General features: G+C 74.5%; 14 protein-coding genes. 9 read left to right on the top strand and 5 right to left on the bottom strand.

Translation table 11 applies throughout. From position 1 onward, the window contains the following. Positions 1-246 precede the first annotated feature (246 nt). Positions 247-756 (top strand): helix-turn-helix domain-containing protein, encoded by a 510-nt coding sequence (locus tag AC5K6T_RS02300; RefSeq protein ID WP_493205137.1) that lies wholly within the window; start codon positions 247-249, stop codon positions 754-756. Positions 757-849: 93 nt separating this feature from the next. On the opposite strand, the gene AC5K6T_RS02295 is transcribed toward AC5K6T_RS02300, so the two are convergent. From AC5K6T_RS02295 to AC5K6T_RS02280, 4 genes are all read right to left on the bottom strand, one after another. Beyond that, positions 850-1,569 carry a tryptophan 2,3-dioxygenase family protein gene (locus tag AC5K6T_RS02295; RefSeq protein ID WP_493205135.1) on the bottom strand — a complete coding sequence of 240 codons (720 nt, stop codon included), beginning with the start codon at positions 1,567-1,569 and terminating at the stop codon, positions 850-852. Continuing rightward, complete coding sequence (locus AC5K6T_RS02290) at positions 1,566-2,807, bottom strand: pyridoxal phosphate-dependent aminotransferase (RefSeq protein WP_493205134.1); 1,242 nt, start codon at positions 2,805-2,807, stop codon at positions 1,566-1,568. The genes AC5K6T_RS02295 and AC5K6T_RS02290 overlap by 4 nt, the downstream gene beginning before the upstream one ends. Positions 2,808-2,882: 75 nt before the next feature. Beyond that, positions 2,883-3,641 (bottom strand): SDR family NAD(P)-dependent oxidoreductase, encoded by a 759-nt coding sequence (locus tag AC5K6T_RS02285; RefSeq protein ID WP_493205132.1) that lies wholly within the window; start codon positions 3,639-3,641, stop codon positions 2,883-2,885. After that, entirely contained in the window at positions 3,634-4,425 is a 792-nt protein-coding gene (locus AC5K6T_RS02280; protein WP_493205130.1) for a thioesterase II family protein, read from the bottom strand. The genes AC5K6T_RS02285 and AC5K6T_RS02280 overlap by 8 nt, the downstream gene beginning before the upstream one ends. 209 nt (positions 4,426-4,634) lie before the next feature. Here AC5K6T_RS02280 and AC5K6T_RS02275 point away from each other — a divergent pair, with 209 nt between their 5' ends. Next, positions 4,635-5,876 carry a cytochrome P450 gene (locus tag AC5K6T_RS02275; protein WP_493205128.1) on the top strand — a complete coding sequence of 414 codons (1,242 nt, stop codon included), beginning with the start codon at positions 4,635-4,637 and terminating at the stop codon, positions 5,874-5,876. Between the two features lie 117 nt (positions 5,877-5,993). Here the strand turns inward: AC5K6T_RS02275 and AC5K6T_RS02270 are convergent, their stop codons facing one another. Then, the gene (locus AC5K6T_RS02270; RefSeq protein ID WP_493205126.1) at positions 5,994-8,009 is read right to left on the bottom strand and encodes an amino acid adenylation domain-containing protein; all 2,016 of its coding nucleotides are present in this window, start codon (positions 8,007-8,009) and stop codon (positions 5,994-5,996) included. 193 nt (positions 8,010-8,202) lie between these two features. Here AC5K6T_RS02270 and AC5K6T_RS02265 point away from each other — a divergent pair, with 193 nt between their 5' ends. From AC5K6T_RS02265 to AC5K6T_RS02235, 7 genes are read left to right on the top strand one after another with little or no spacing between them, the layout of a single operon-like run. Continuing rightward, entirely contained in the window at positions 8,203-9,516 is a 1,314-nt protein-coding gene (locus AC5K6T_RS02265) for a condensation domain-containing protein (protein WP_493205124.1), read from the top strand. Then, positions 9,506-16,105, top strand: coding sequence for an amino acid adenylation domain-containing protein (locus tag AC5K6T_RS02260; RefSeq protein WP_493205122.1), 6,600 nt, complete (start codon positions 9,506-9,508; stop codon positions 16,103-16,105). The genes AC5K6T_RS02265 and AC5K6T_RS02260 overlap by 11 nt, the downstream gene beginning before the upstream one ends. Beyond that, complete coding sequence (locus AC5K6T_RS02255) at positions 16,102-21,501, top strand: amino acid adenylation domain-containing protein (RefSeq protein ID WP_493205121.1); 5,400 nt, start codon at positions 16,102-16,104, stop codon at positions 21,499-21,501. The genes AC5K6T_RS02260 and AC5K6T_RS02255 overlap by 4 nt, the downstream gene beginning before the upstream one ends. Then, complete coding sequence (locus tag AC5K6T_RS02250) at positions 21,498-22,640, top strand: saccharopine dehydrogenase NADP-binding domain-containing protein (RefSeq protein WP_493205119.1); 1,143 nt, start codon at positions 21,498-21,500, stop codon at positions 22,638-22,640. Before AC5K6T_RS02255 ends, AC5K6T_RS02250 begins: the two co-directional genes overlap by 4 nt. Beyond that, complete coding sequence (locus AC5K6T_RS02245) at positions 22,637-23,716, top strand: Gfo/Idh/MocA family oxidoreductase (protein WP_493205117.1); 1,080 nt, start codon at positions 22,637-22,639, stop codon at positions 23,714-23,716. Before AC5K6T_RS02250 ends, AC5K6T_RS02245 begins: the two co-directional genes overlap by 4 nt. Then, positions 23,713-24,504: a thioesterase II family protein gene (locus AC5K6T_RS02240; RefSeq protein WP_493205115.1), complete on the top strand. Its 792-nt coding sequence runs from the start codon at positions 23,713-23,715 to the stop codon at positions 24,502-24,504. The genes AC5K6T_RS02245 and AC5K6T_RS02240 overlap by 4 nt, the downstream gene beginning before the upstream one ends. Beyond that, positions 24,501-25,139 (top strand): O-methyltransferase, encoded by a 639-nt coding sequence (locus AC5K6T_RS02235; protein WP_493205113.1) that lies wholly within the window; start codon positions 24,501-24,503, stop codon positions 25,137-25,139. Before AC5K6T_RS02240 ends, AC5K6T_RS02235 begins: the two co-directional genes overlap by 4 nt. The last annotated feature ends 26 nt before the right edge of the window (positions 25,140-25,165 follow it).

The raw sequence follows: 25,165 nt of genomic DNA, 5'->3' as shown, positions 1-25,165 counted from the left end.
GACCCGGAACCGGCCTGGAATCGAGACCCGACAGGATCGGCGTCACGGGGGCCGGTGACGACGTCACGCGGGAACCGGCGTCGAAACCGGGCAGCAGAATCCTTCACGAGCGTCGCGGACCGGCTCCGCCGGCCCGTCGGCCGGCCGCTTCGGCGGCGGCGCCCGAGAGACGCTCGCCCGCCCCGACGACGCCGCGGGGTCCTCGACCACCAGCTGTCACTTGTCACGGGAAACGGGGTCACGACCATGGCCACGCTCACTCACCAACAAGAAGTCAGATTCCTGCGCTGGCCGGTGCAGAGCCGGGAACGGGACCAGCTGCGCGAGGCGGGACTGCCGTGCCTGCTGGTCCTGGAGGGCCGGACGGCACCGCCGAGCGACATCTCCCCCACCGAGGACTGGGTGCGCCCGCCGGTGGCCCGCCTCGACCTGGCGGCTCGCGTCCACACCCTGCAGCAACGCACCGGAACCGACTTCATGCCCGCGCTGGATCCGACGGGGGTGCTCTACTACGGCGGACAGTCGGTGCCCATGTCCGAGGCACAGAGCGAGATGATGCGCTGCTTCCTGGCCGACTTCGGCCACCTCGTCCGCCGGGACACGCTGAAGGAGGCCCTGGGCCGCATCAACAACGAGGCGGTCACCAGCAACGCGGTGGACCTGCACATCATGCGGCTGCGCCAGCGGCTGGACGGCGTCCGGCTGAGCCTGCGCACCGTATGGGGGCGGGGCTACATCCTGGAGACCGCCGGCTGACCCGACCGCTCCGGAACGCGCCCCGGAACGCGCCCCGGAACGGGCCCCCCGGAACGCGCCCGCGGGTGCGTTCCGGGGCTGTTCGCGCCGCGGTCAGCCCGCCGGCCGGCGCCGGCGCTCGTGCATCTTGCCGCGCAGTTCGTGGAGTTCGGTGAACGGCATCGTGGCGCGGTCCAGGAGGTGCGCCGCCCCCGAGGTGCCGGCGGTGCCCCGCTGTTCCCCGATCATCTTCATCACCAGGCCCACGTGCCCGATCTTCCACTGGAAGTAGCCGTTGCCGACCCTGAGCATCGCCTCCACGACCCGGTGGAACGAGCCCGCCTCGACACCCGCCTCGACGATCTCCTCCAGGTCGGCGCCGATCCGCTCCAGCCCGGAACGGAAGGCGAGGAACAGCGTTCCGGAGCGGCTGGCGCTGCCGAGTACCCGCTCCAGCTCGTGGGACTGGCTGGACTGGGCGCCGCTGGCCGTGCCGAGGTACTGCCGGAACCGGACGAAGTCCTCCAGCGGCAGCCGTTCGAGCGCCATCAGCTGCTCGTGCAGCAGCCCCAGCAGCTCACCGGACCGGTAGAGCAGGTCCACGGACCGCTCCAGGCCCGCGGTGGACATCGTCCGGAAGTGGCCCTCCACGGCGGCGAGGTCGCCGAGGATCTGCTTCAGCCACAGTTCGCAGGTCTGGTGGCTGACGATGAAGAACTGTTCGGAGAGCACCGTGGTGAGGTCCGCGTCCTCCTCGGGGGTACGCGGTTCCTGGAGGGTGAGCAGTGCGTCGAGTTTCAGGTAGGAGGCGTAGGTCACCTCGGTGGGTGTCACTGCTGCCTCTTCTCACGGACCAGTGCGACCAGACGTTCCACGCCGGTGACGAGCTGCTCGCGGTCGACACAGAACGCGATCCGGACCAGGCCGGACGCGACGCCGCCGGGCGCGAGCGGGCGCATCGTGCCGTCCGGGGCGAAGTCGGGCCGTGCGGAGAACCCGCTGCCGGGAACCACCACGACGTCGTGGCGGTGCATGAGTTCGGCGCTGAACTCCTCGCCGGTCAGACCGGTGCAGGAGATGTCGGCCATGGCGTACCAGCCGCCGCCGGGCAGCGCGGGCAGCAGTCCTTCGTCGACCAGCGGGGCGAGCGCGGCGTCGCGGTTCCCCCGTACGAAGTCGTGGTTGCCGGCGAGGGCTCCCGACGCGTCCAGGGCGGCCAGTCCGGCGTACTGGACGGGGGCGTTGGGCGCGATGATGCAGGACTCCTGGACCGCGCGCATGGCGTCGGCCGTCTCCGGCCGCGACACCGCGACGTAGCCGAGCCGGTAGCCGGTCATCGCCGGCCCCTTGGAGAAGGTGAAGACGCTGTTGACGATGCGCCGCGCCGCGGGGCGGTCGCGCTCCAGGGCGGCGATGGACCGGTGGGGGCCGGAGAAGGCGAAGTCCTCGTAGGCCTCGTCGCTGATGATCTGCCAGCCCCGCTCGTCGGCGATCGCGTACAGGGCCTGCTGCAGCGGCAGGTCGGCGACCGCACCGGTGGGGTTCGAGGGGGTGTTGAGCAGCAGCGCCCGGGTCGCGGGGGTGGCCGCCTGCCGGATCGACTCGGGGTCGGGTGCGAAGTGCTCGTCGAGCTGGTAGAACACCGGGCGGAATCCGGCGAGAAGGGCCTGTTGCAGGTGCACGGGCCAGTGGATCTCCGGCATCAGGATCTCCGCTCCCGAGCCGGCGAGGCAGCGCATCAGGGCGCTGAGCCCCTGGCACGACCCGGGGGTGACGAAGAGCCGGGAGGGCTCGGTGTCGATGCGGTTGACGGTGCCGAGCTTGTCCGCGAGACGCTCCCGGAGCTCCGGGAGCCCCTGCACGTCGATGTAGCGGGCCCGGCCGTCCATGACCGCGGCGGCGAACTCCTTGGCGACGGAGTCCGGCGGGCCGAAGGCGGGCTCACCCACGTGCAGCTTGATCTGGCCGGGGTGCTCCCGCTCGCGCTCGTTGGCGATCCGGAAGGACTCGTACAGCCAGGAGGAGGGGATCGCCGAGGCCGGGGCGAACCACGGTGAAGCTGTCTGCGTCATCTGATGCATGCCTTTCCGCTGAGGGCAGGACCGGCCGGACCGGGCCGGCCGGGTGGTGCTGCTGTGCCGCGTGGCTCAGGCCGTACGTCCGCCGTCCACGGACATCAGGGATCCGGTGACCCAGGACGAGGTCCCGGGGTCGACGAGGTGGCACACCCAGGCCGCCACCTCCGGCGCCAGACCGAACCGCCCCAGGGGGGTGCCGGCCACGATTCCTTCGCGCAGGGCGTCCGCGTCCTCGCCCGCGGCCAGGTCCCACAGGCCCGTGTCGACCGGGCCGGGCAGCACCGCGTTCACCCGGACCTCGGGCGCCAGTTCCACCGCGAGCGACCGGGTCAAGGAGTTCAGGGCGGCCTTGCTGGCCCCGTAGAACGACCGGTTCGGCATCGCCAGGACGCCGCCGACGGAGGACACGTTGACCACGCAGCCCCGGCTGGCGCGCAGCAGGGGCAGCAGCGCCCGGATCAGCAGGGCGGGAGCGACCAGGTTGGTGTCGACCATCTGACGCAGGTCCGCCTCGGCGGCGTCCTCCAGGCGGTCGAAGACCGCGTGCCCGGCGTTGTTGACCAGGGCGTCGACGCCGCCGAGCACGTCGCCGGCGTGCTCCGCGATCCGCGCGGCGGCGCCGGGGGCGGTGACGTCGACGGCGTAGGGCACCGCGGTGCCCGCGCCCTCGGCCCGCGCCCTCGCCGTCACCTCCGCCAGCCGGCCGGCCCGCCGGCCGACCGCCAGGACGTCGGCGCCCAGCCCGGTCGCGCGGGCGACCACGGCGGCCCCGATGCCCGAACCTCCGCCGGTGACCACCAGCCGCAGGCCCGCCCAAGGACTACTCATGCGCCGGACCGCCTCCCTTCGTGTGGGTGGGAACCCTCCGCGCCAGGCCCTCCAGCAGCGGCGCGGGGTCGTCGAAGACGTGGAAATGGGCTCCGTGACGGATGTCGATGCTGGTGTTACCGGTGGTCAGACGGCCCCAGTGGCGGCCGGCCGGGACCGGTACGAGGGGATCTCCCCGGGCCATGCAGACGTGCACGTCGCAGTGGAGCGACACCGGGTCCGGGCAGCCGAGGTAGCGCTCGTGCGCGGCGATGTCCGCACGCATCGCGGGCAGCAGCAGGTCGCGGAGCTCGGTCTGCGAGGCGATGCCGGGGTCGATGCCCCCGAGGGCGACCAGCCGCTCCCAGAGTTCCCCGTCGGGCAGCAGGTGTTCGCGGCGCGGGGGCCGGGCCGGGTCCCCCGGGGCCCAGGCGCTGGACGCGACGAGCAGGACGACGTCGATGCCCGCCCCAGGACACCGGCGGGCCACCTCGCAGGCGACCGCCGAGCCGAAGCTGTGGCCGAAGAGCAGCAGGTCCGCCGGGGGCAGCCGGGACAGGTCGGCGACGATCTCCTCGGCGATCGCGCCGACCTCCTTCAGCGGCGGCTCCGCCAGCCGGTCTCCGTGCCCGGGGTACTGCGCGGCGCACAGTTCCACCGCGGTCGCGGGGAACGCGGCGGGGAGCGCGTCGCGCCACCCGGTGAAGTTCTCCGCGCGGCCGCCGGAGTGCGGCAGCCCGAGCAGCCGGAGCCGGGGGCGGTCGGTGCCCGACACCGTGCGCACGGATCCGCGGTGCACGCCCATGGCCGATCTCCCCCTTCGCCGCCTCGGATGTGAGAATCGCACGCACGCCCGGGGCCGCAGCGGAAACCTTCATCATTCATTCAGGGCCGCCTCGGGCGCGGGCGGGAGAGGTGAGGATCGGGGCCGGAAACGAGCACCTCCGTACGGGCCCGGTGTCCAGGCCGAGCCCCTCGTGCAGGCCCGCTGTCCGGGCCGAAAGGAGTCTCCCGGTGGTCTCCTCCCGCAACGCCCCCGTCTTCGGCGGCCGGTACGACGACGCCTGCGGGGCGGCGCTCGACCTCGCCGACCCGGCCGCGTTCGTCGAGCACGACCCGTACGCGTACTGGGACCGGATGCGCCGCAGTGATCCGGTGCGCTGGCATCCCCCCGCGGCGGGCCGCCCCGGGTTCTGGGCGGTGGCCCGGCACCGGGACGTCCAGGACTGCTACAAGGACGCGACCCGGCTGAGCTCGGCCCGGGGGACGGTGCTGGACGTCCTGCTGAGCGGCGGCGACTCGGCCGGCGGGCGGATGCTGGCGGTGATGGACCGTCCCCGCCACCGGGAGCTGCGCCAGGTGATGCTGCGTGCCTTCTCGCCACGGGTGCTGCGGCACGTGGAGGAGGCGGTGCGGCGGCGGGCCGACGCCCTGGTGGCCGCCGTGACCGGTGCGGGCGAGGCCGACGCCGCCCGGGACATCGCCGAGCACCTGCCGCTGAACACCGTGTGCGACCTGCTGGAACTGCCCGTCGCCGACCGGCCCCTGCTGCTGGGCTGGAACAAGCGCGCGCTGTCGTCGGAGAGCGCCGAGGACGACCCCTTCGACGCGCTGGAGGCCCGCAACGAGATCCTGTCGTACTTCGTGGACGTGGTCCGCGAGCGCCGCCGCCGTCCCGGCGAGGACGTGATCAGCATGATCGCCGGCGCCCGGGTGGAGGGCGGGCCGATGACGGAGGACGATCTCGCCCTCAACTGCTACAGCCTGATCCTGGGCGGCGACGAGTCCACCCGGGTGACCACGATCGGCGCGTTGCACGCGCTGGGCACCCACGAGGAGCAGTGGCACCGGCTGCGCACCGGCGAGGCCGCGGTGCGCACGGCGGTGGAGGAGGTCCTGCGCTGGGTGACCCCGGCCATGCACTTCGCCCGCACGGCCACCGCCGACCTGCGGATCGGGGAGGCCGAGGTGTCGGCGGGCGACATCGTCACCCTGTGGAACATCTCCGCCAACAACGACCCCGAGGTCTTCGCGCGGCCCCGCAGCTTCGACGTCGGCAGGGAGCACAACCCGCACCTCGCGCTCGGGCACGGCCCGCACTTCTGTCTGGGTGCCTTCCTCGGCCGGCTGGAGCTGTCCGCGGTGCTGGACTCGCTGGTGCGCCGGGTGGACCGGATCGAGATCCTGGCGGAACCGCCGCGCCTCTACTCCACCTTCCTGTTCGGTCACAGCGCCCTGCGCCTGCGGCTCGACTGAGCCGCGTCCGGCCGCCTGCAGGTGCCGCCGGCCTCCGGGCGGGCCGCCCGGCCGGGGCGTGGGCCGCCCCGGCCCGGACCGGGCCCCGCGCCGGCCCGGGCCGCGCCCCGTCCCGGTTCAGTCCGCGGTCAGCGAGCCGGCCAGCTCCACCATGGTGGACCGCTCGAAGACGGCCCGCACCGGCAGGTTCATCCCCCACTCGTCCCGTACGGCCTTGGCGAGCCGCACCGCCAGGACCGAATGCCCGCCCCGGTCGAAGAAGTTGTCGTCCGGCGCGACCGCGGGCACCCCCAGCACCCCGGCGGCCAGTGCGCACAGCGCGGCCACCGGGTCGGACAGGCCGGCGGCGGGCCCGGCGGCGCTGCCGGCGGCGGGCCCGGCGGTGCTGCCCGCGGCGGGCCCGGCGGCGCTGCCGGCGGCGGGCCCGGCGGCCCGTTGCTCCAGGACCCGCCGGTCGATCTTGCCGTTGCTGGTCATCGGCAGGGACGCCACCACCTCGACACGGGAGGGCACCATGTGCGCCGGCAACCGCGCGGCGAGCCGCCCGCGCAGTTCCTCCGCGAGGCCGTCGGCCGGGTCCGTGCCGGGCACCACGAAGGCGACCAGGCGCGCCGAGTCCACCTCGCCGGTCACCACGACCGCCGCGAGGCGGACTCCCTCGCAGGACTCCAACGCCGCCTCCACCTCGCCCAGTTCGACCCGGAAGCCGCGCAGCTTGACCTGGCGGTCGGCGCGGCCGGTGAAGTAGAGCATGCCGTCCTTGTCCCGGTGGCCGAGGTCGCCGGAGCGGTACATCCGGCTCCCGGGCCCGCCGTACGGGTCCGCGACGAAGCGCTCCGCGGTCAGGGCGGGCCGGTTGAGGTATCCGTCGGCCTCGCCCTCGCCCACCAGGTAGAGCTCGCCCTCCTCGCCGGGCCGGCACGGCCGGAGGTCGGCGTCGAGCACCCGGACCTCGTTGCCCGGCCACGGCTCCCCGATGCTGACCGGCTCGCCCGGCCGCACCGGGCCCGCCATGGTCACTCCCACGGTCATCTCGGTGGGCCCGTACCCGTTGAACATGCGCCTGCCGGGCGCCCATCCGGCCACCAGCGCCGGGGTGCAGGAGTCGCCGGTGGAGAGCACCACCCCGCCGGGCAGGACGCCGTCCGGGTCGGTGGCGGTCAGGGCGACCGGGGGCAGCACGGCGTGGCTGATCCGCCGGTCGATCAGGGTGCGGCGCAGTTCCTCGCCGGGCAGCACGGCGCGGTCGTCGGTGAGCACCAGGGTGGCGCCCGACAGCAGGGCCAGCGTCAGGTCCCAGAAGCCCGCGTCGAAGTTGAACGAGGCCCACTGCAGCACCCGGTCGCCGGGGCCGGGGCCGATCCAGTGCCGCTGCGCCGCCGCGAGCGCCGCCATGCCCGCGTGCGGGATCACCACGCCCTTGGGCGTCCCGGTGGAGCCGGAGGTGTAGATGACGTACGCGGTGTCCCCGGAGTGCAGCGGCCGCCGCCGCTCCTCGTCGGCGACCGGCCGGGCCGGACGGGCAACGGGGTCGGGGGTGGTCGGATCGAGGGTCCGCGGACCGGTGACGTCCACCGGCGGGGGGCCGGTGTGCAGCAGGGTCCGCAGGCCCGAGTCGGCCGCCATGTGGCGCAGCAGCGCGGCGGGGTATCCCGGGTCCAGGGGGACGTAGCCCGCTCCGGCGGTCGTCACCGCGAGCGCGGCCGTCACCTGGTCGGTCCCGCGGGGTACGCAGATCCCGACGAGGTCGCCGGGTCCGAGTCCGGCCGCGATCAGCCGCCGGGCCAGCCGGTTCACCCGGTCCGCCAGTTCGCCGTAGGTCAGCGTGGTGCTCTCGCTCTCGACCGCGGGCAGGTCCCGGTGCCGGGCCGCCACCCGTTCGAAGAGCACGGGAAGGGTTTCGGCGGGGGAGGCGGGGGAGGCGGCGGACCCGGCCGCCGCGGGCGGGCGGCGGCGTACGTCCGGCCAGACGTGTTCGACGTGGGCGCGGGCGCGGGCGCGGGAGGTCGCGGGCAGTTCCACCGGCCATCCGGCGGGGGCCGGCAGCCGGGCGGGCCACAGCGACCGCTGGCCGCGCTCGTTGCACAGGACCAGGTAGCTCTCGTCCGGGTCTTCGAAAGGGTTGGCGGGCATCGAGCGACCTCCTGTGTGACGGTGCCGCTGGACGGGTCCGGCGCCCTGCGGGGGCGCCGCGCGCGACACAGGTGCCCCCACCCTGACCCGGGCGAGGGGCGGGGCCCGTGTGGCCGGAAAGGAAGCTGAAGGTCCTCTCAGCTTTCTTTCAGCGGCGGCCGCACGGGCGACGGCCGTCGTTACGTTGCCGGACGTGACAGCCACCGAGATCCGCCCGTCCGTGGGCCAGACACTGCTGTGGTTCCTCGACCGCTACCGGGGCGAGGAGGGCGCGCTCAACTGCCCGGTGCTGTGCAGGCTGCGCGGCCCGCTCGACCGCGACCGGCTCCGGGAGGCGATCGGCCGTGTGACGTCCCGGCACGAGGCGCTGCGCACCACCTTCACCGGCGGCGGGCGCCGCCTCAAGGCACTGGTGCACCCTGACGTGTCCCCGCGGATCCGCGAGGTGGACCTGTCCGGTGAACCGGATCCCGGTGCGTGCGCCGACCGGGAGGTGGCCGGGGAGCTGGGCACCCGGATCGACGCCACCGAGAGCGCCGTGCGCCTCACCCTGTGGCGGCTCGCCGAGGACCATCACGTGTTCTGTTTCAACATGCACCACATGGTGACCGACTCGTGGTCCTGCAATGTGATCTTCGAGGACCTGTGCGCCGCGCTGGAGGGCAGGCCGTGCGGCGACGCCGCCGCGTACTCCCGGTTCGCCGAGGAGCAGCGCGCGACCCTGGCCGGTCCGGCCGGGAAGCGGCTGAGCGCCTTCTGGGGCGAGCGCCTGAAGGACGTGACGCTGCCCCCGCTGCCGATCCGGCCGGCCACCGCGGGCGCGCCGCGCGACACCAGGCTCGTGCAGCACGTCCTGGACGCGCCGACGGTGGCCGCGCTGGACGCCCTGGCCAAGCGGGAGCGGTCGACGATGTTCGTGGCCCTGCTCACCGCCTACTACCGGGCCCTGAAGTCGGTCAGCGGGGCCGAGGACCTGGCGGTGGCGACCCTGTTCGCCAACCGCGGCGCCGAACACCGGCGCACCGTGGGGTTCCTGGCCAACATGGTGCTGCTGCGGACCCGGCTCGCCGGCGGCGACTTCGCCGCGCACCTGCGGGCCACGCACGGCACGGTGATGGAGGCGTTCGTCCACCAGGCGCTGCCGTTCCAGATGCTGCCGATCAGTCCCGGCGGCACCGACCGCCGGCTCGACGACGTGGTCTTCCAGATGATGGCGGACCCGGTGTACTCGACCCGGGCCGGCGGGCTGGACATCGAGGTCCTGGTGCCCGACGACGTCGCCACCCGCTTCGAGCTGGAGCTGGTCGCCGTGCCCGACCGGGACACGGTGCGGGTGCTGCTGTTCTACAACCCCGACCGTTTCGACCCGCGGTTCGTCGAGTCGCTGCTCGCCGCGTACGTCGACATCTGCACGACCGCCGCCCGCAGCGCGGCGCCCCCCACCGACCGCACCGACCACGCCGGGGCGCGCCCCCGGCAGCGCACGGGAGGCCACGATGACCAGTGAGGTGACGGCGGGACGGGCGCTGTCCGCCGAGGAGATCCGCGACACCGTCGCCGCGCGGCTGGAACTCCCGGTCGCGGAGATCGGCCTGGACGAGGACCTCGTCACGCTCGGCCTGGACTCCCTCGGGATGATGGGCCTGGCGGCCTCCTGGCAGGAGGCCGGCGTGGAGGTGACCTTCGGCGACCTGGTGGAGGAGCCCACCGTGCGCGCCTGGGCGGCGCTGCTGTCCGGGACCGACGACGCCGCGGGCCCGCGCCCGGGGGCGGAGCCGGACACGGCCGCCGGGACGGGCGAGTTCCCGCTGGCCCCGATGCAGCACGCCTACTGGTCGGGCCGTCAGCCGGGCATGCCGCTGAACACCGGGTCGCACTTCTACTTCGAGTTCGACGTCACCGCCGACGTCGCGCGCTGGGACGGCGCGGTGGCCGCGGTGCGCCGCCGGCATCCCATGCTGCGGGCGGCCGTCGGCGAACAGGGCCAGCGCATCCTGCCGGAGTGCCGGGGGCTGGACGAGGTCGTCGACCTGACCGGTCTGGAGCGTCCGGAGCGCGAACGGCGGCTGGCGCGGCTGCGCGAGACCCTGTCCCACCAGACGCTGCCGGTCTCCGAGGGGGGCGGGCTGGACGTGCGGCTGGCGCTGCTGCCGGCCGGGAAGGGCCGGCTCTGCCTCGACATCGACATGGTCGTCTGCGACGCGTCGAGCTTCCGGATCGTCGTCGCCGACCTGGCCCGCCACTACGAGGACCCGGCCGGCGCGCCCGCGCGGCCCGCCCTGACCTTCCCCGAATACCGCCGCCTGGTCGCCGAGCGCGGCCGGGAGCCCCGCCCGGCCGACGTCTCCTACTGGCGCGACCGCGCCGAGGACCTGCCCGAGGCGCCCCGGCTGCCGCTGGCCGCGCCGCCGGAGCGGATCGAGCGCGTGCGGACGGTCCGCCGGCACGCCTGGCTGGCCCCGGAGACGTACGAGCGGTTCACCCAGCACGCGCGCAGCAACGGCCTGACGGTGTCGATGGCCGTCGCCGCCGCCTACGCGGACGTCCTCGCCGCCTGGAGCGAGGAGCCGGAGTTCCTGCTCAACCTGCCGGTGCTGAACCGCGTCCCGGTGCACCCGGACGTCGGCCGGATCGTCGGGGACTTCACCGACCTGCTGCTGCTCCAGGTGGCGCCCGACACGCGGCGCACCTTCGTCGAGCGGGCCCACGCGGTGCAGGAGCAGTACCGGCGCGATGCCGCGCACGCGGCGTACGGCGGCACGTCGGTCCTGCGCGACCTGGCCCGGACCACCGCCGGGGCGAACCGGCGGGCGGGCGTCGTGTTCACCAGCGCGCTCAGCCTCGGTGAGCTGTTCGACGGGGCGACCCGCGCGGTGCTCGGCACCCCGGTGTGGATGAGTTCGCAGACGTCGGGCGTGTGGATCGACCTGCAGCTGACCGAGCACGACAACGGCATGATGATCAACTGGGAGACCGCCGAGAACCTCTTCGAGGCCGGTGTTCCCGAGGCGATGTTCGCGGCCTTCGTCAAGCGGGTGCGGCTGCTCGCCTCGCAGCCCAGCGCGTGGTGGGAGAGCCTGCCGGTGCGACCGCCCGCACCGCAGCTCCAGGCCCGCCGCAGCGCCAACGACACCCGCGCGGACCTGCCCCGCCGGGCGCTGCACGAGGAGTTCTTCCGGCAGGCGGCCGAGCGCGGTGGGGCACCGGCGGCGTTCTGGGGCGACGGCCGGGTGCTGACGTACGGGGAACTCGCCCGGCGGGCCCTGCGGCTGGCCCACGTCCTGCGCACCGCCGGTGTCACCGCGGGCGACCGGGTCGTGATCACCCTGCCCAAGGGCGTCGAGCAGGTGGTCGCGGTGCTGGCGGTGCACGCGCTGGGCGCGGCGTACGTGCCGGTGGGGACGGAACAGCCGGAGGCACGGCGGCGCACCGTGGAGTCGCTGTCGGGCGCCCGGTGCGCGGTGACCTCGGGTCCGGCCCGGGACGCGGCCGGCGGCCGGATCCCGCACATCGACGTACGGTGCGGCACCGACCGTGGGCTGCCGTCGCTGGACCGTCCGGTGGACGTTCCGCCGGACACCCCCGCCTACGTGATCTTCACGTCCGGCTCGACCGGGGAACCCAAGGGCGTGGAGCTGACCCACGCGGCGGCCCACAACACCGTGGCCGCGCTGAACGAGCGCTACCGGATGGGCCCCGACGACCGCACCCTGTGTCTGTCGGCGCTCGACTTCGACCTCTCCGTCTACGACATCTTCGGCCCCCTCGGCTGCGGCGGCGCGCTGGTCCTGGTGGACGACGAGGAGCGGCGCTCCCCCGAGACGTGGCTGCGCAGGGCGGCCGAGCACCGGGCCACCGTCCTCAACTGCGTGCCGGCGCTGCTCGACATGGCGCTGACCACGGCCTCGTCGCGGCCGGAGCCGGGCGGCTGGCCGTTCCGGCTGCAGCTCCTCGGGGGCGACTGGGCGGGGCTCGACCTGCCGGGCCGGGTGCACGCGCTGCGTCCGGACAGCGTGTTCGTGGTCCTGGGCGGCACCACGGAGACCGCGATCCACTCGACCGTCCAGGAGGTCACGGAGGTGGATCCCTCCTGGGTCTCGATCCCGTACAACGTGCCGCTGCCCAACCAGTGCTGCCGGATCGTCGACGAGCACGGCGGCGACCGCCCCGACTGGGTGGCCGGGGAGCTGTGGATCGGCGGGGCCGGGGTGGCCCGGGGGTACGTGGGCGCACCGGAGCTGACCGCCGCGAAGTTCGTGGAGGCGGACGGCGTGCGCTGGTACCGCACCGGCGACCGGGCCCGCTACCGGCCCGGGGCGGTGATCGAGTTCCTCGGCCGCGCCGACCTCCAGGTCAAGGTGAACGGCTACCGGATCGAACTCGGCGAGGCCGAACGCGCACTGGGCCTGCATCCCGGGGTGCGCGACGCCGTGGTGACGCCGGTTGCCGGGCACGGCGGCGCGCTGTACGCCCTGGTCGCTCCGGGCACGGCCGACACCGAGGACGTGCTGGCCACGGCCGCCCGGCAGGTGCCCGCGTACATGGTGCCCGCCCGGGCGGTGGCCGTCGGCGAACTGCCGCTGAGCCGCAACGGCAAGGTCGATCGCGCCGCGGCGGCGCGGCTGCTGGCCGCGATGCTGGGCGAGCGGACGTCCGGCGGCGCGGCCGACGCCCCGCGCGGCGCGGCGGAGGAGACGGTCGCCGCGCTGTGGGCGGAACTCCTCGGGTGCGGCCCCCTCGGCCGGAACACCAACTTCTTCCACGTCGGCGGCGACAGCCTGCAGGCCGCCCGCCTGCTGGCCGCCCTGCGCCGGCAGGGGTACGAGGCCAGGCTCGGCGACCTGTTCACCCGTCCCACGGTGAGCGGCTTCGCCTCGACGCTGACGCGCACCGGGGCGCAGGTGCCCGGCACGGTCCCGGCCGACCCGGAGCACCGGTACGATCCCTTCCCGCTCACCGACGTGCAGCGCGCCTACTGGCTCGGCCGCGACCCCGACTTCGTCCTCGGCGGCGTCGCCTCGTACTGGTACTGGGAGTTCGAGAGCGACCACGTCGACCTGGAGCGGCTGGAGGCCGCCTGGAACGCGCTGGTGCGGCGGCACGAGATGATGCGCGCCGTGCTGGACGGCGAGGGCGGCCAGCGCATCCTTCCCGAGGTGCCGCACTACCGGTTCGCGGTCACCCGCACCACCGCGGCCGACCACGAGGAGGCGGTCGCCGCTCTGGGGGACATGGCGCAGCAGGTGCTCGACGTGACCTCCTGGCCGCTGTTCGACGTGCGCGCCGTGCAGCGGGACGACGGACGCACGGTGTTCGGCGTGGGCTTCGACTACGTGGTGCTCGACGCGCTGTCCATCATGACCCTCTTCACCGAGCTGAACGCGCTGTACGCCGACCCCGGCCGGGAACTCCCGGCGCTGGAGCTGTCCTTCCGCGACTACCTGCTCGCCCGGCGGACCGACCCCGCGGCGAAGGCGCGGGACGAGGAGTACTGGCTGAAGGCGATCGAGGAGCTGCCCCCGGCTCCGGCGCTGCCCACGGCCCTGGACCCCGAGCACGTCGGCCGGCCGCGGTTCGTGCGGGAGGAGTTCCGCATCGACCCGGCGACCTGGGCGAAGCTCCGCCGCCTCACGGCCGACGAGGGGCTGACCGCGTCGACGGTCGTGGCGGCGGCCTTCGCGGAGGTGCTGGCGGCGTGGAGCGCCGAGACCTCGCTGACGCTCAACCTGACGGTCTTCGACCGGCAGGACGTGCATCCGCAGGTGAACCAGGTGGTCGGCGACTTCACCTCGCTGCTGCTGCTCGGCCACCACAGCCGTCCCGGGGATTCCTGGGCCGGCACCGTGCGCCGTCTGCAGGGGCAGGTCTGGGAGGGCATCGGGCACCGCGAGGTCTCCACCACCTGGGTGCTCCAGCAACTGGCCCGGCGCTCCGGGGGCGGACAGATGCTGATGCCGGTGGTGTTCACCTCCACGCTCGGGGTGAGCGCGGACTTCAAGGACCTCTCCTTCGGTTTCGGCGAGCTGCGCCGCGGCCTCTCCCAGAGCCCGCAGGTCGCCCTGGACTGCCAGGTGGTGGAGCGGGACGGCGGACTCGCCGTCAACTGGGACCATGTCGAGGGCCTCTACAGTCCCGGGGTGGTCCCGGCGGCCCTGGAGGCGATGCGCCGCCTGCTGGTCGCGCTCGCCGACAGCGACTGGTCCCGTCCGGCCCCGCCGGTCGCCCTCCCCGAGGCGCAGGCGAGGGTCCGCGCCGAGGCGAACGACACGGCCGTGGCCCGCCCCGCCCGTACGCTGCACGAGCCGGTCCTCGACGTGGCCCGCCGCACCCCCGGTGCCGTCGCGGTGCGCACGCCCTCCGGCGGGTCCCTGACCTACGGCGAGCTGGCCGGCCGGGTTCTCGGTGTCGCCGGACACCTGGTGTCGCTGGGGGCGCGGCCGGGCGACACCGTGGTCGTCTCACTGCCGAAGGGGCCCGACCAGGTGGTCGCGGTGCTCGGCGTGCTGGCCGCGGGCTGCGCGTACGTACCGGTGGGAGTGGGCCAGCCGGCCGCGCGCCGCAACCGGATCGTGCGGTCCTCGGGGGCGCGCCTGGCCCTGGTCGCGGACGGCCCGGAGCCCGGCGGGGACTGGGACGAGGCGGTGCGGCTGGTGCCGGTGGCCGAGGCGTCGGCGGCCGCGCCGCTGGCAGGGCCGGTGCCGGTCGACCCGGGACGGCTCGCGTACGTCGTCTACACCTCGGGCTCCACGGGCGAGCCCAAGGGGGTGGAGATCACCCACGCGGCCGCCGCCAACACCATCGACGACGTCAACGCCCGCTACGGGGTGGGGCCCGCCGACGTGGTCCTGCAGGTCTCGGCGCTCGACTTCGACCTGTCCGTCTACGACCTGTTCGGGCTGCTCGCGGTGGGCGGCACCGTGGTGACGCTCACCGAGGACGTCCGGCGGGAGGCGGCGGTGTGGGCCCGTCTCGCCGCCGAACACGGGGTCACCGTCTGGAACACGGTGCCCACCCTGCTCGACATGCTGCTGGTGGCCTGCGAGTCGGGCACGAGCCTGCCGCGGCTGCGCGTGGCGATCGTCTCCGGCGACTGGGTGGGGCTGGACCTGTGCGACCGGCTGCGGGAGAGCGCCCCGAACGCCCTGCTCGTCGCCATGGGCGGGGCCACCGAGGCCTCGATCTGGTCGAACGCCCACGAGGTGAGGGCCGTCGACCCCGCGTGGGTGTCGGTCCCGTACGGGCGTCCGCTGGCCAACCAGCGCTTCCGCGTGGTCGACGCGCACGGCCGGGACCGGCCCGACTTCGTGCCCGGCGAGCTGTGGATCGGGGGCTCGGGGGTGGCGCTCGGCTACCGCGGGGACCCGGACCGCACGGCGGCCTCCTTCGTCTCGGCCGGGGGCGAGAGGTGGTACCGCACCGGCGACCTGGGCCGCTACCACCCCTCGGGGATCCTGGAGTTCCTGGGCCGGCGCGACCACCAGGTGAAGGTGCGCGGGCACCGCATCGAACTCGGCGAGATCGAGACCAGGCTGCGCGAACTGCCCGGTGTCTCGGGCGCGGTGGCGTGGGTCGACGCCGGCGCCGGCGGGCACCGCCTGGCCGCGGTGGTCACCCCGGAGCAGGGCGCGGATCCCGCACCGGCCGCGGCTCAGGTGCGGGCGGCGCTGGCCGGGCACCTGCCCGCCCACATGCTCCCCGAACACCTCACGGTCGTCGAGCGGCTGCCGCTGAACGCGAACGCCAAGGTCGACCGCGCCGCCGTCGCGCGGACCTACGGGCTGCGTCACACGGCGCAGGAGCCCGCGGCGGACGACCGTCCGCGGGGGGACACCGAACGCGCGGTGGCCGAGGTGTGGGCCGATCTGCTGGAGGCCCCCGGGGTGGGCCGCAGCGCCGACTTCTTCGGCCTGGGCGGCGACAGCCTCACCGCCACCCGGATCATCCAGCAGTTCGCCCGGCGTTTCGGCGTGGAGCTCTCGCTGCGCCAGCTCTTCAACCACCCGACCGTCGCCGGGATCGCCGCCGTCGTCGACGCCGAGATCTCCGGCGGCCACCCGCGCCAAGCCTCCGTCCGACTGGAAGAAGGTGTCCTGTGACCGCCGCCTCCGACATCATCAGCGAACTCGAACAGGCCGGACTGCACCTGTGGGAGGACGACGGCCGGCTCCGGTTCCGGGGCCCGGAAGGGACCATGACCCCCGAGCGCCGTGCCCTGCTCTCCGGCTGCCGGGAGGACGTGCTCCGGGCGCTGCGCGAGCGCGGCCCGCAGCAGGTGCGGCCCGATCCCGACGCGGCCCACGAGCCGTTCCCGCTCACCGAGGTGCAGTCGGCCTACCTGCTGGGCCGCCGGGGCGCCTTCGAGTACGGTTCGGTGCCCTGTCACGCCTACGGCGAGCTGGAGTTCCCCGCGCTCGACCGGGACCGGCTGCTGCGGGCCTGGCAGCGGGTGGTCGACCGGCACGAGATGCTGCGCGTGGTCATCGACTACGACGGCTACCAGCGGGTGCTGAAGGATCCGCCCGCCCCCGTCATCGGCTGGCACGACACGAGCGCACGGCCCGCGGCGGCGGGCGAGGAGACGCTCCGCGAGGTCCGCGGCCGGCTCTCCGCGGAGTCCAAGGACGTCACCGCGTGCCCGCTGTACTCGCTGGAGGTCACCGAGTTCGCCGACCGGGCCGTCCTGCACTTCTCCATCGACTTCCTGATCGCCGACTACGTGAGCATCTACCGGCTGCTGGACGAGTTCGGCACGTTCTACGAGGACCCCGACGCCGCTCTCGCGGCCCCCGCGATCTCGTTCCGTGACTATCTGCGGGCGGAACGGGCGGTGCGCCAGGGGCCGGCGTACGAGCGCGACCGCGACTACTGGACGGCGCGCCTGGACCGTCTGCCGCCCGCCCCCGAACTGCCGCTGGTCGACCGGCCCAGCCGGCACGGTGCGGCCGGCTTCACCCGGCGCGAGCTGCGGCTCGAACCCGCGCGGTGGTCGGCGCTCAAGACCCGTGCCGGGAAACAGCAGGTCTCCGCCTCGACGGCGGTGATGGCCGCCTACGCCGAGGTGATCGGCCGCTGGAGCCGCAGCCCCCGGTTCACGCTCGACGTGACGGTGCTCAGCCGGCTGCCGCTGCACCCGGACGTGGGCGACATCGTGGGCGACTTCACCTCCGTCGAGCTGCTGCCCGTCGACGGCGGCTGCGCCGGCACCTTCGCCGGACGTGCCCGCGCGGCGGGCCAGCAGCTCTTCGAGGACCTCGACCACCGGCTGTTCTCCGGCGTGGAGGTGCTGCGCGAGCTGACCCGCCGCCGGGGCCAGCAGGGTTCGCTGATGCCGGTGGTGTTCACCAGCGCGATCGGGCTCTCCGACGGTCTCGCCCCCCGGGGCATGATGCGCTCCCGGATCCGCAGCGGCATCAGCCAGACGCCGCAGGTCTGGGTGGACTGCCAGGCGATGGAGGACCAAGGGGCGCTGCTCGTCAACTGGGACGTGCGCGACGACACCGTCCCCCAGCCGGTCCTCGACGACATGTTCGCCGCGTTCGGCGACCTCCTGCAGCGGCTCGCCGACGGGGACGAGGCGTGGCAGGGCGACCCGATCGCCCTGCCCGCGCACCAGGCGCGGCGGCGCGCGGCGGTCAACGACACGGCCCGGCCGGTGAGCGAGGCGCTGCTGCACCGGGCGCTGCTCGACGAGGCACGCCGGTGCCCGGAGGCGACGGCGGTGATCGACCACCGCGGGAGCGTCGACCGGGCGACGCTGACCGGCCGGGCCGCCGCCGTGGCCGCCGCGCTCACCGCGCGGGGCCACCGGCCGCACGAGCGGGTCGCGGTGGTGCTGGAGAAAGGCTGGGAGCAGATCGCCGGGGCGCTCGGGGTGCTGCTGGCCGGGGGCACGTACGTGCCGGTCGAGGCGGGCCAGCCCGACGCCCGACGCGACAGGATCATCGAGTCCGCCGGGATCGGCCTGGTCGTCGCGCACAGCACGGTCGGCGGCGAACTGCCCGCAGGCGTGCGGCGCATCGACGTGGACCGGCTGTCCACGGCCGCCCCCGACGAGGTCGCCGTCGAGGCGGGCGACTCGGCGTACGTCATCTTCACCTCGGGCTCGACCGGGGAACCGAAGGGCGTGGAGATCAGTCACCGTGCGGCGGTCAACACCCTGGACGACGTGTGCCGGAGGTTCGGGATCGGCGGGGGCGACGTCGCGCTGGGGCTGTCGAGCCTGGGCTTCGACCTGTCGGTCTTCGACGTCTTCGGCGTCCTGGGCCGGGGCGGCACCCTGGTGCTGCCCGACCCGGAGCGGCGCAGCGACCCCTCGCACTGGGCCGAGCTGATCACCGGGCACGGTGTGACGGTGCTGAACACGGTGCCCGCCCAGATGATGCTGCTGGAGGAGTACCTGCGCGCAGACGGCCGCGACTGCGCGAGCGTGCGCCTCGGCCTGATGTCGGGCGACTGGATCCCCGTGACGCTCCCCGACGCCGTCCGTGCACGGCTCCCCCGGGTGGAGCTGTACAGTCTCGGCGGCGCCACCGAGGCGTCGATCTGGTCGGTCTTCCACCCGATCGGCGAGGTCGACACGGCGGCCCCGAGCATCCCGTACGGCACTCCGCTGGAGAACCAGCGCTTCCACGTGCTCGACGCGTTCCTGCGGCCCAGCCCCGACCTCGTCGTGGGCGACCTGTACATCGCCGGCACCGGCCTCGCCGAGGGCTATCTGGGCGACCCGGAGAAGACCGCGGCGAGCTTCTTCGCGCTGCCGGACGGCGAGCGGGTGTACCGCACCGGCGACCTGGCCCGCTATCTGCCCGACGGCACCCTGGAGTTCATCGGCCGCGACGACCGGCAGGTCAAGATCCGCGGCCACCGCATCGAACTGGCCGAGGTGGAGTCGGCCCTGGCCGCCGATCCGCAGGTCGACGCGGTGGCGGTGACCACGCAGGGCGAGCGCAACGACCGCCGGCTGGTCGCCTTCGTCTCGCCCGCGCCCGCCGGCCCGGCCGACCACGCCGTGGACGCGGCCCTGGTGCCCGAGGTGCTCGCGGCGGCCGGGGAGATCCGCGACGGGGTGGACGTCGCGAAGGTGGTCGAGTTCGCGGCCGTCCTCGACGACGCGGCGCTGCGCCGCATGGTCGACGTCCTGCGCCAGGAGGGCGTGTGGCCGCACGCCGCCGCGCGTCACAGCACCTCCGAGATCATGCGGCTGGCCCGGGTGGCCGCCCGGCACGAACGGCTGGTGCGCCGCTGGCTGGCCGCCTGCGTGGAGAACGGCTACCTGGACCGCGCCGCGGACGGCACCTTCGGCTGTCCGCGCCTGGTCACCCCCGAGGACGTCGAGCAGGCGTGGGCCGAGGTCGACCGGCTGCTGCCGGAGGCCAACGACCGTCCCGAGCTGGTGAACTACTTCAAGCTCGCCGCCGCGCACCTGCCGGAGCTGATGCGCGACGAGCGGGACCCGCTGCGGATGCTGTTCCCCGAGGGCGACCTGAGCATCCACGAGGCCGCCTACATGGAGGGCTTCCTCTCCCGCTACCTCAACCGGCTGGCCACCTCCACCGTGCTGGGCGTGGCCCGGCGCAACACCTCCGGCCGCCCGCTGCGGGTGCTGGAGGTCGGCGCGGGCGTCGGCGGCACCAGTGCCGACACCGTTCCGGCGCTGGACGGCGAGAACGTCCGCTACACCTTCAGCGACGTGTCGCAGTTCTTCCTGAACAAGGCCGGTGAGCGGTTCGCCGGGCACCCCTGGGTGGACTACGCGCTGTTCGACTTCAACGAGCCCTTCCGGGAACAGGGCGTCAGGCCGAACTCGGTGGACGTGATCCTGTGCGGCAACGTCATGCACTACGCGAAGGACGCCCGCGCGGTCCTGCGCCGGATGCGCGAGGCGCTGGTGCCCGGCGGGTGGCTGGTCTTCATCGAGACGACCCGCGACAACTACCAGATCCTCACCTCGATGGAGTTCCTCTTCGACGCCACCGCCGGGGACTTCCAGGACGTGCGCCACGGCAGGGACCAGACCTTCATCGGCCGCGGACAGTGGTACGACCTGCTGGCCGAGGCGGGGGCCCGCCTGGAGCTGTGCGTCCCGGCACCCGAGGACGAGCTGGCCCGCATCGGGATGCACGTCTTCGCGGCCCGCTTCAAGACCGACCGCGCGCCGCTCGACACCGAGGAGCTGACCCGTCGGCTCGCCGAGCGGCTCCCGGCGGAGATGATCCCCTCGCGCTTCGAGATCCTGGACGCGCTGCCGCTGACCGGCAACGGCAAGGTCGACCGCGCCGCCCTGGCCCGGTGGGCCGAGGAGCACCGCGCGGCGGGCGCCGCGGTCGCCGGGGAGAGCGTGCGCGAGGCCGGCGAGCTGGAGTCGGGCGTCGCCGCGGTGTACGCGGAGGTACTGCGCGAGCCGGAGGTGCCGCTCGACACCAACTTCTATGCGCTGGGCGGGGATTCGCTGCTCGCCGCCCAGCTGGTCACGGCGCTGCGCGAGCAGGTGCCGGCCGCGGCCGAGGTCTTCTTCGACGAGCTGCTGCGCGAGCTGCTGGGCGGTGCGTCGGTGCGCGAGCTGTCCGCGTTCCTCCAGCAGGGGCAGGACGTGTCCGAGGAGAGCGGGGCCGGCGACGAGCCGGCGCTGACCGGGGCGGCGGACGCGCTCGGCAACCCGGTGCACGTCCTGGTCGGCGACGGGCTGGGCGGCCACGCGGAGCGGCTCGCCGCCGGCCTCGGCAGGCTCGACCCGGTGCTGGTGGTGCCGCCGGTGCGGGTCGCCGGGGGGCGGAGCCTGGACGACGTGGCGCAGGAGATCGTGGCGCGGGTGCGGGCGCTGAGCCCGGGTCCGTTCCATCTGGTCGGCGCGCACAGCGGGGGGGTGCTGGCGCTCGCCGTCGCCCAGCAGCTGGCCGAGTCCGGCGCCCCGGTGTGCGGGCTGACCGTGTTGAGCAGCTACCCGCTGCCCGCCACCGTCCGCGACGACGTCCTCGAAGAGGCGCTGCTCTGCCTGGACCTCGGGCGGGACCCGGCCGCCCTGGGCTACCCGGACGTCCCCGCGCTCGGGTCGGCGCTCGCCGCACTCGCCCCCGCCGGTGACATACCGCCGGGTGCGCCGGCCGCACTGGCGGACCGGAGCGAACCGGAGCTGCGGGCCGTGGGCGAGACGGCCGCCGCGCTCGGCGCGCTCCCGCGCGAGGAGCGGCTGGCCCGGCTCGCCGGGGCGCTGGGGCTCGGCGCGGACGAGCTCGCCGAACGCCTCGCGCGGGGGCGGGCGCTGGCGGCCTGCGTCGCCGCCCACGACCCCGGCCTGTACACCGGGGAGGCCCGGCTGCTGGTGCACGACGAGGAGTCCCCCGTCTGGCCCACCATGGCCGCCGACATGACCGCGCTGTGGGAGTCGGTCTGCGTGGGCGGACTGCGGTGCCGGACCGTGCCGGGCGACCACTTCACCTGCCGCGAACTGGTCACCTCCGATGTGATCGACCTGCCCGATGAGGAGAACGCGTGAGCGAGCACAGCACCCCGTCGGTCGCGGTGGTCGGCGCCTACGGCGCCGTCGGCGCGGCCGCCGTACGGGCCGTCGCCGACCGCCTTCCCGACGCCGTCGTACGGCTCGGCGGGCGCGACCGCGCCCAGGCCGAAGCCCTGCTGGCCAAGTCCGGTCTGCGCGGCGAGGCGGTCGAGGTGGACCTGTACGACGGCCGGTCGCTGGCCCGGTTCTGCCGCGGCGCGCGTGTCGTCCTCAACTGCGCGGGCCCGTCCTACCAGGTCCTCGACCGGGTGGCCTGGGCCGCGGCGGCGGCCGGCGCCGACTATGTCGACCCGGGCGGCGACGAACCGCTGCTGGAGGCACTGACCCGGCCGGGCACCTTCACCGGTACCGCCGTCATCACGGCGGGCATGCAGCCGGGCCTGACCGGTCTGCTCCCCCGCCACCTGTGCTCCGCCATGAGCCGCCCGCAGCGGCTGACCGCCTACGTCGGCACGATGGACCGGCTCACCCCGGCCGGCGCCGCCGACTACCTGCTGTCCATGGGCGGCGCGTACGGGGAGGCCCGCGGCGCGATCCGGGGCGGCATCCGCGTGGAGCGCGAGCTGGAGCCCCGCACCGGCGTCGAACTGCCCTACGCGCAGAACCGGGTGGACGTCTACCCGTACCTGAGTTTCGAGTCCGCGCGGCTCCCCGAGGTCACCGGGCTCACGGAGATCGACTGGTACAACGTCTTCGACGGCGGCGCGCACATGATGAGCTGCCTGAGCAGACTCCAGGGCGCGATGCGCGGCGAGTCCGCTCTCGCCGAGGCGGCCGGGGAACTCACCCGTGCCGCGGCGCTCGACCTGTTCGGCAGGGACCCGTTCCAGCTCATGCTGTTCGAGGTCACCGGCACCGACGGCACCGGACGCCCGGCCACCCGCAGCCTGGCCCTGCGGGCCGGCGACACGTACGCCCTGACCGGCCTCGCCGGCGCGCTGGCCGTGCTGGCGGTGCTCGGCGGCACGACCGGACCCGGGGTGCACTTCGGCTCCGACGTACTCGACGCCGAGACCGTGCTCGCCGCCCTGCGGGCCGAGCCGGCGGTCGGGCTGCTGGAGATCACCGACCGGCCGATCCTCGCGGCCCGCGCCATGGAGGAGGGCGAACTGTGACCCGCCCCCGCGTCCTGGTGGCCGGTACCGGCTTCGGCCGCGCCTACCTGGCGGCCTTCGAGCGGCCGGACTCCGGCTTCGAGCTGGCCGGGATCCTCGCGTCCGGCAGCGCCCGCAGCCGCGCCTGCGCCGCGCACCACGGCGTACCGCTGTGGTCCACGGTCGAGGAGGTGCCCGATGACGTCGACCTGGCCTGTGTGGTCGTCGGCGGGGTGATGAACGGCGGGCCCGGGCCCCGGATCTCCCGGGCGCTGATGCGCCGCGGTGTGCACGTGCTGCAGGAACACCCGCTGCACCCGGACGAGTTGGTGGCGTGCCTGCGCGCGGCCACCGAGTCCGGGGTGGTGTTCCGGCTGAACACCCACTATCCGCACGTGGAGCCGGTGCGCCGGTTCATCGGCGCCGCCCGCGGCCTGGTGGCCCGGCAGCAGCCGCTGTTCCTCGACGTGACCTGTGCCTTCCAGGTGCTCTACACGGTCTTCGACATCCTGGGCCGGGCCCTGGGGTCGATCCGCCCGCACGGCGTCGACGGGGCGCTCGCGGAGACCCCGGGGGCACCGTACCGGAGCCTCACCGGGCGCTTCGCCGGTGTGCCGATGTCCTTCCGGCTGCAGAACGAGCTGGTGCCCTCCGACCCCGACAACTACAGCCACCTCTTCCACCGCATCACCCTGGGCACGGACGGCGGGCACCTCACCCTGGTCAACACGCACGGCCCGGTGCAGTGGAGCATGCGCCCGCACATGCCCGGCGACATGAGGGAACTGGTGCGCTTCGGCGACTGTGCCGCCCCGCACCTGGACGTGCCGAGCGTGGAGCACCTGGGTCCGGCGCAGGGCGCCTCGTACCGCGAGGTGCTGCGCGACCTGTGGCCCGAGGCCACGGCCCGGGCCATCGCCGCGACCTGGGACGCGGTCCGGTCGGGTGCCGACAGCCGGGGGCACGTGCAGTACCACGTGGCCCTGGCGAAGCTGGCGATGCGCGTGAGCGAGGCCTGCGGACCGGTACGGCTGCGCCACCCGAAGGCGCCGCCGGAACTGCTCGCCGCCTCGGATCTGCCGGAGGTCCCGGCATGAGCACCGATGTCCCGAGCCCCTGGCTGCGCGGCTACTTCCCCCGGCCCGGGGCCGCGCGCCGCCTGGTGTTCCTCCCGCACGGCGGCGGGGCGGCGAGCTTCTACCGCCCGCTGGTGCGCGACCTGCCCGAGGACGTCGAGGGCCTGGTGGTGCAGTACCCCGGCCGGGAGGACCGCATCGGCGAGCCCTGCTGCACCGACATGCCCGGCCTCGTGGAGCCGCTGGCCAAGGCGCTGACCACGCTGGACGACAAGCCCGTGTGGTTCTTCGGGCACAGCATGGGCGCCTCCGTCGCGCACGAGGTCACCCGGCTCCTCGGCACGGCGGGCGAGGCGCTCCCGGAGCGGCTGGTCGTCTCCGGCCGTCCGGGACCCTCCCGGCAGCGCCCGGACGACAAGCACCTGGACGACGAGCGGCTGTGGGCCGACGTGTGCCGGCTCGGCGGTACCGACGCGCGGTTGCTCCAGCTGCCGGGCCTGCGCGAGATGGCGCTGCCGATGCTCCGGGCGGACTACCGCCTGGTGGGCACCTACCGTCCCGGGAGAGGCCGCGACCTCTCGGTGCCGGTGAGCGTCTGCTACGGCGCCGAGGACCCCGAGGTCGACGCGGCGGACGCGGCGGCCTGGGCGGAGGTCACCTCGGCGCAGACCGAGCTGGCGGCGTTCCCGGGCGGCCACTTCTATCTGCGCGGGCCCGGCCGGGACGGGCTGGCGCGCTGGCTGGCCGGGCGGCTGCGCGGCCGCCCCCGGCACCCCCACACCGACCCCGCGGGAAGGAACCGAGGATGATCGTGCGACCCGTCGTGGAGAAGTACGCCGAGGAGGTCTCCTCCCCCGCGCCGTCCCGGCTGGCGGCCCTGGTCGCCGACACCGAGGCCGAGACGGACCTGCCGGCCATGATGGTGGGGAGTCTGGAAGGGGAGTTCCTGGCCTCCCTGGTGTTCGCCCTGCGGCCCCGCCGCATCCTGGAGATCGGCACCTTCACCGGCTACTCCGCGCTCTGCATGGCCCAGGCGATGCCGGAGGGCGCCGAGCTCCACACCTGTGAACTGAGCCCGCTGCACGCCTCGATCGCGCGCAAGCACTTCGCCGCCTCCCCCTGGGCGGACCGCATCCACCTCTGGGAGGGCCCGGCCCTGACGTCGGTCGGTGACCTGCCCGGTCCCTTCGACCTGGTCTTCGTCGACGCCGACAAGCCCGGGTACATCGACTACTACGAGGCGGTGCTGCCGAAGCTGTCCCCGCACGGTCTGCTGCTGGCCGACAACGTCCTGCAGTTCGGAGGCGTCGCCAACGAACGGGACCAGCAGCCCGACACCGTCGCGATGCGCGCGTTCAACGCGCACGTCGCGGCCGACCCCCGGGTGCGGCAGAGCGTGCTCACCGTGCGCGAGGGCGTGAGCGTCATCCGGCGGGCCGGCTGAACCCACCCGCGCGCACCCGACGGCGC

This window comes from Streptomyces sp. B8-7, from assembly GCF_058833805.1.
This window is presented reverse-complemented; position numbering and strand designations above follow the sequence as displayed.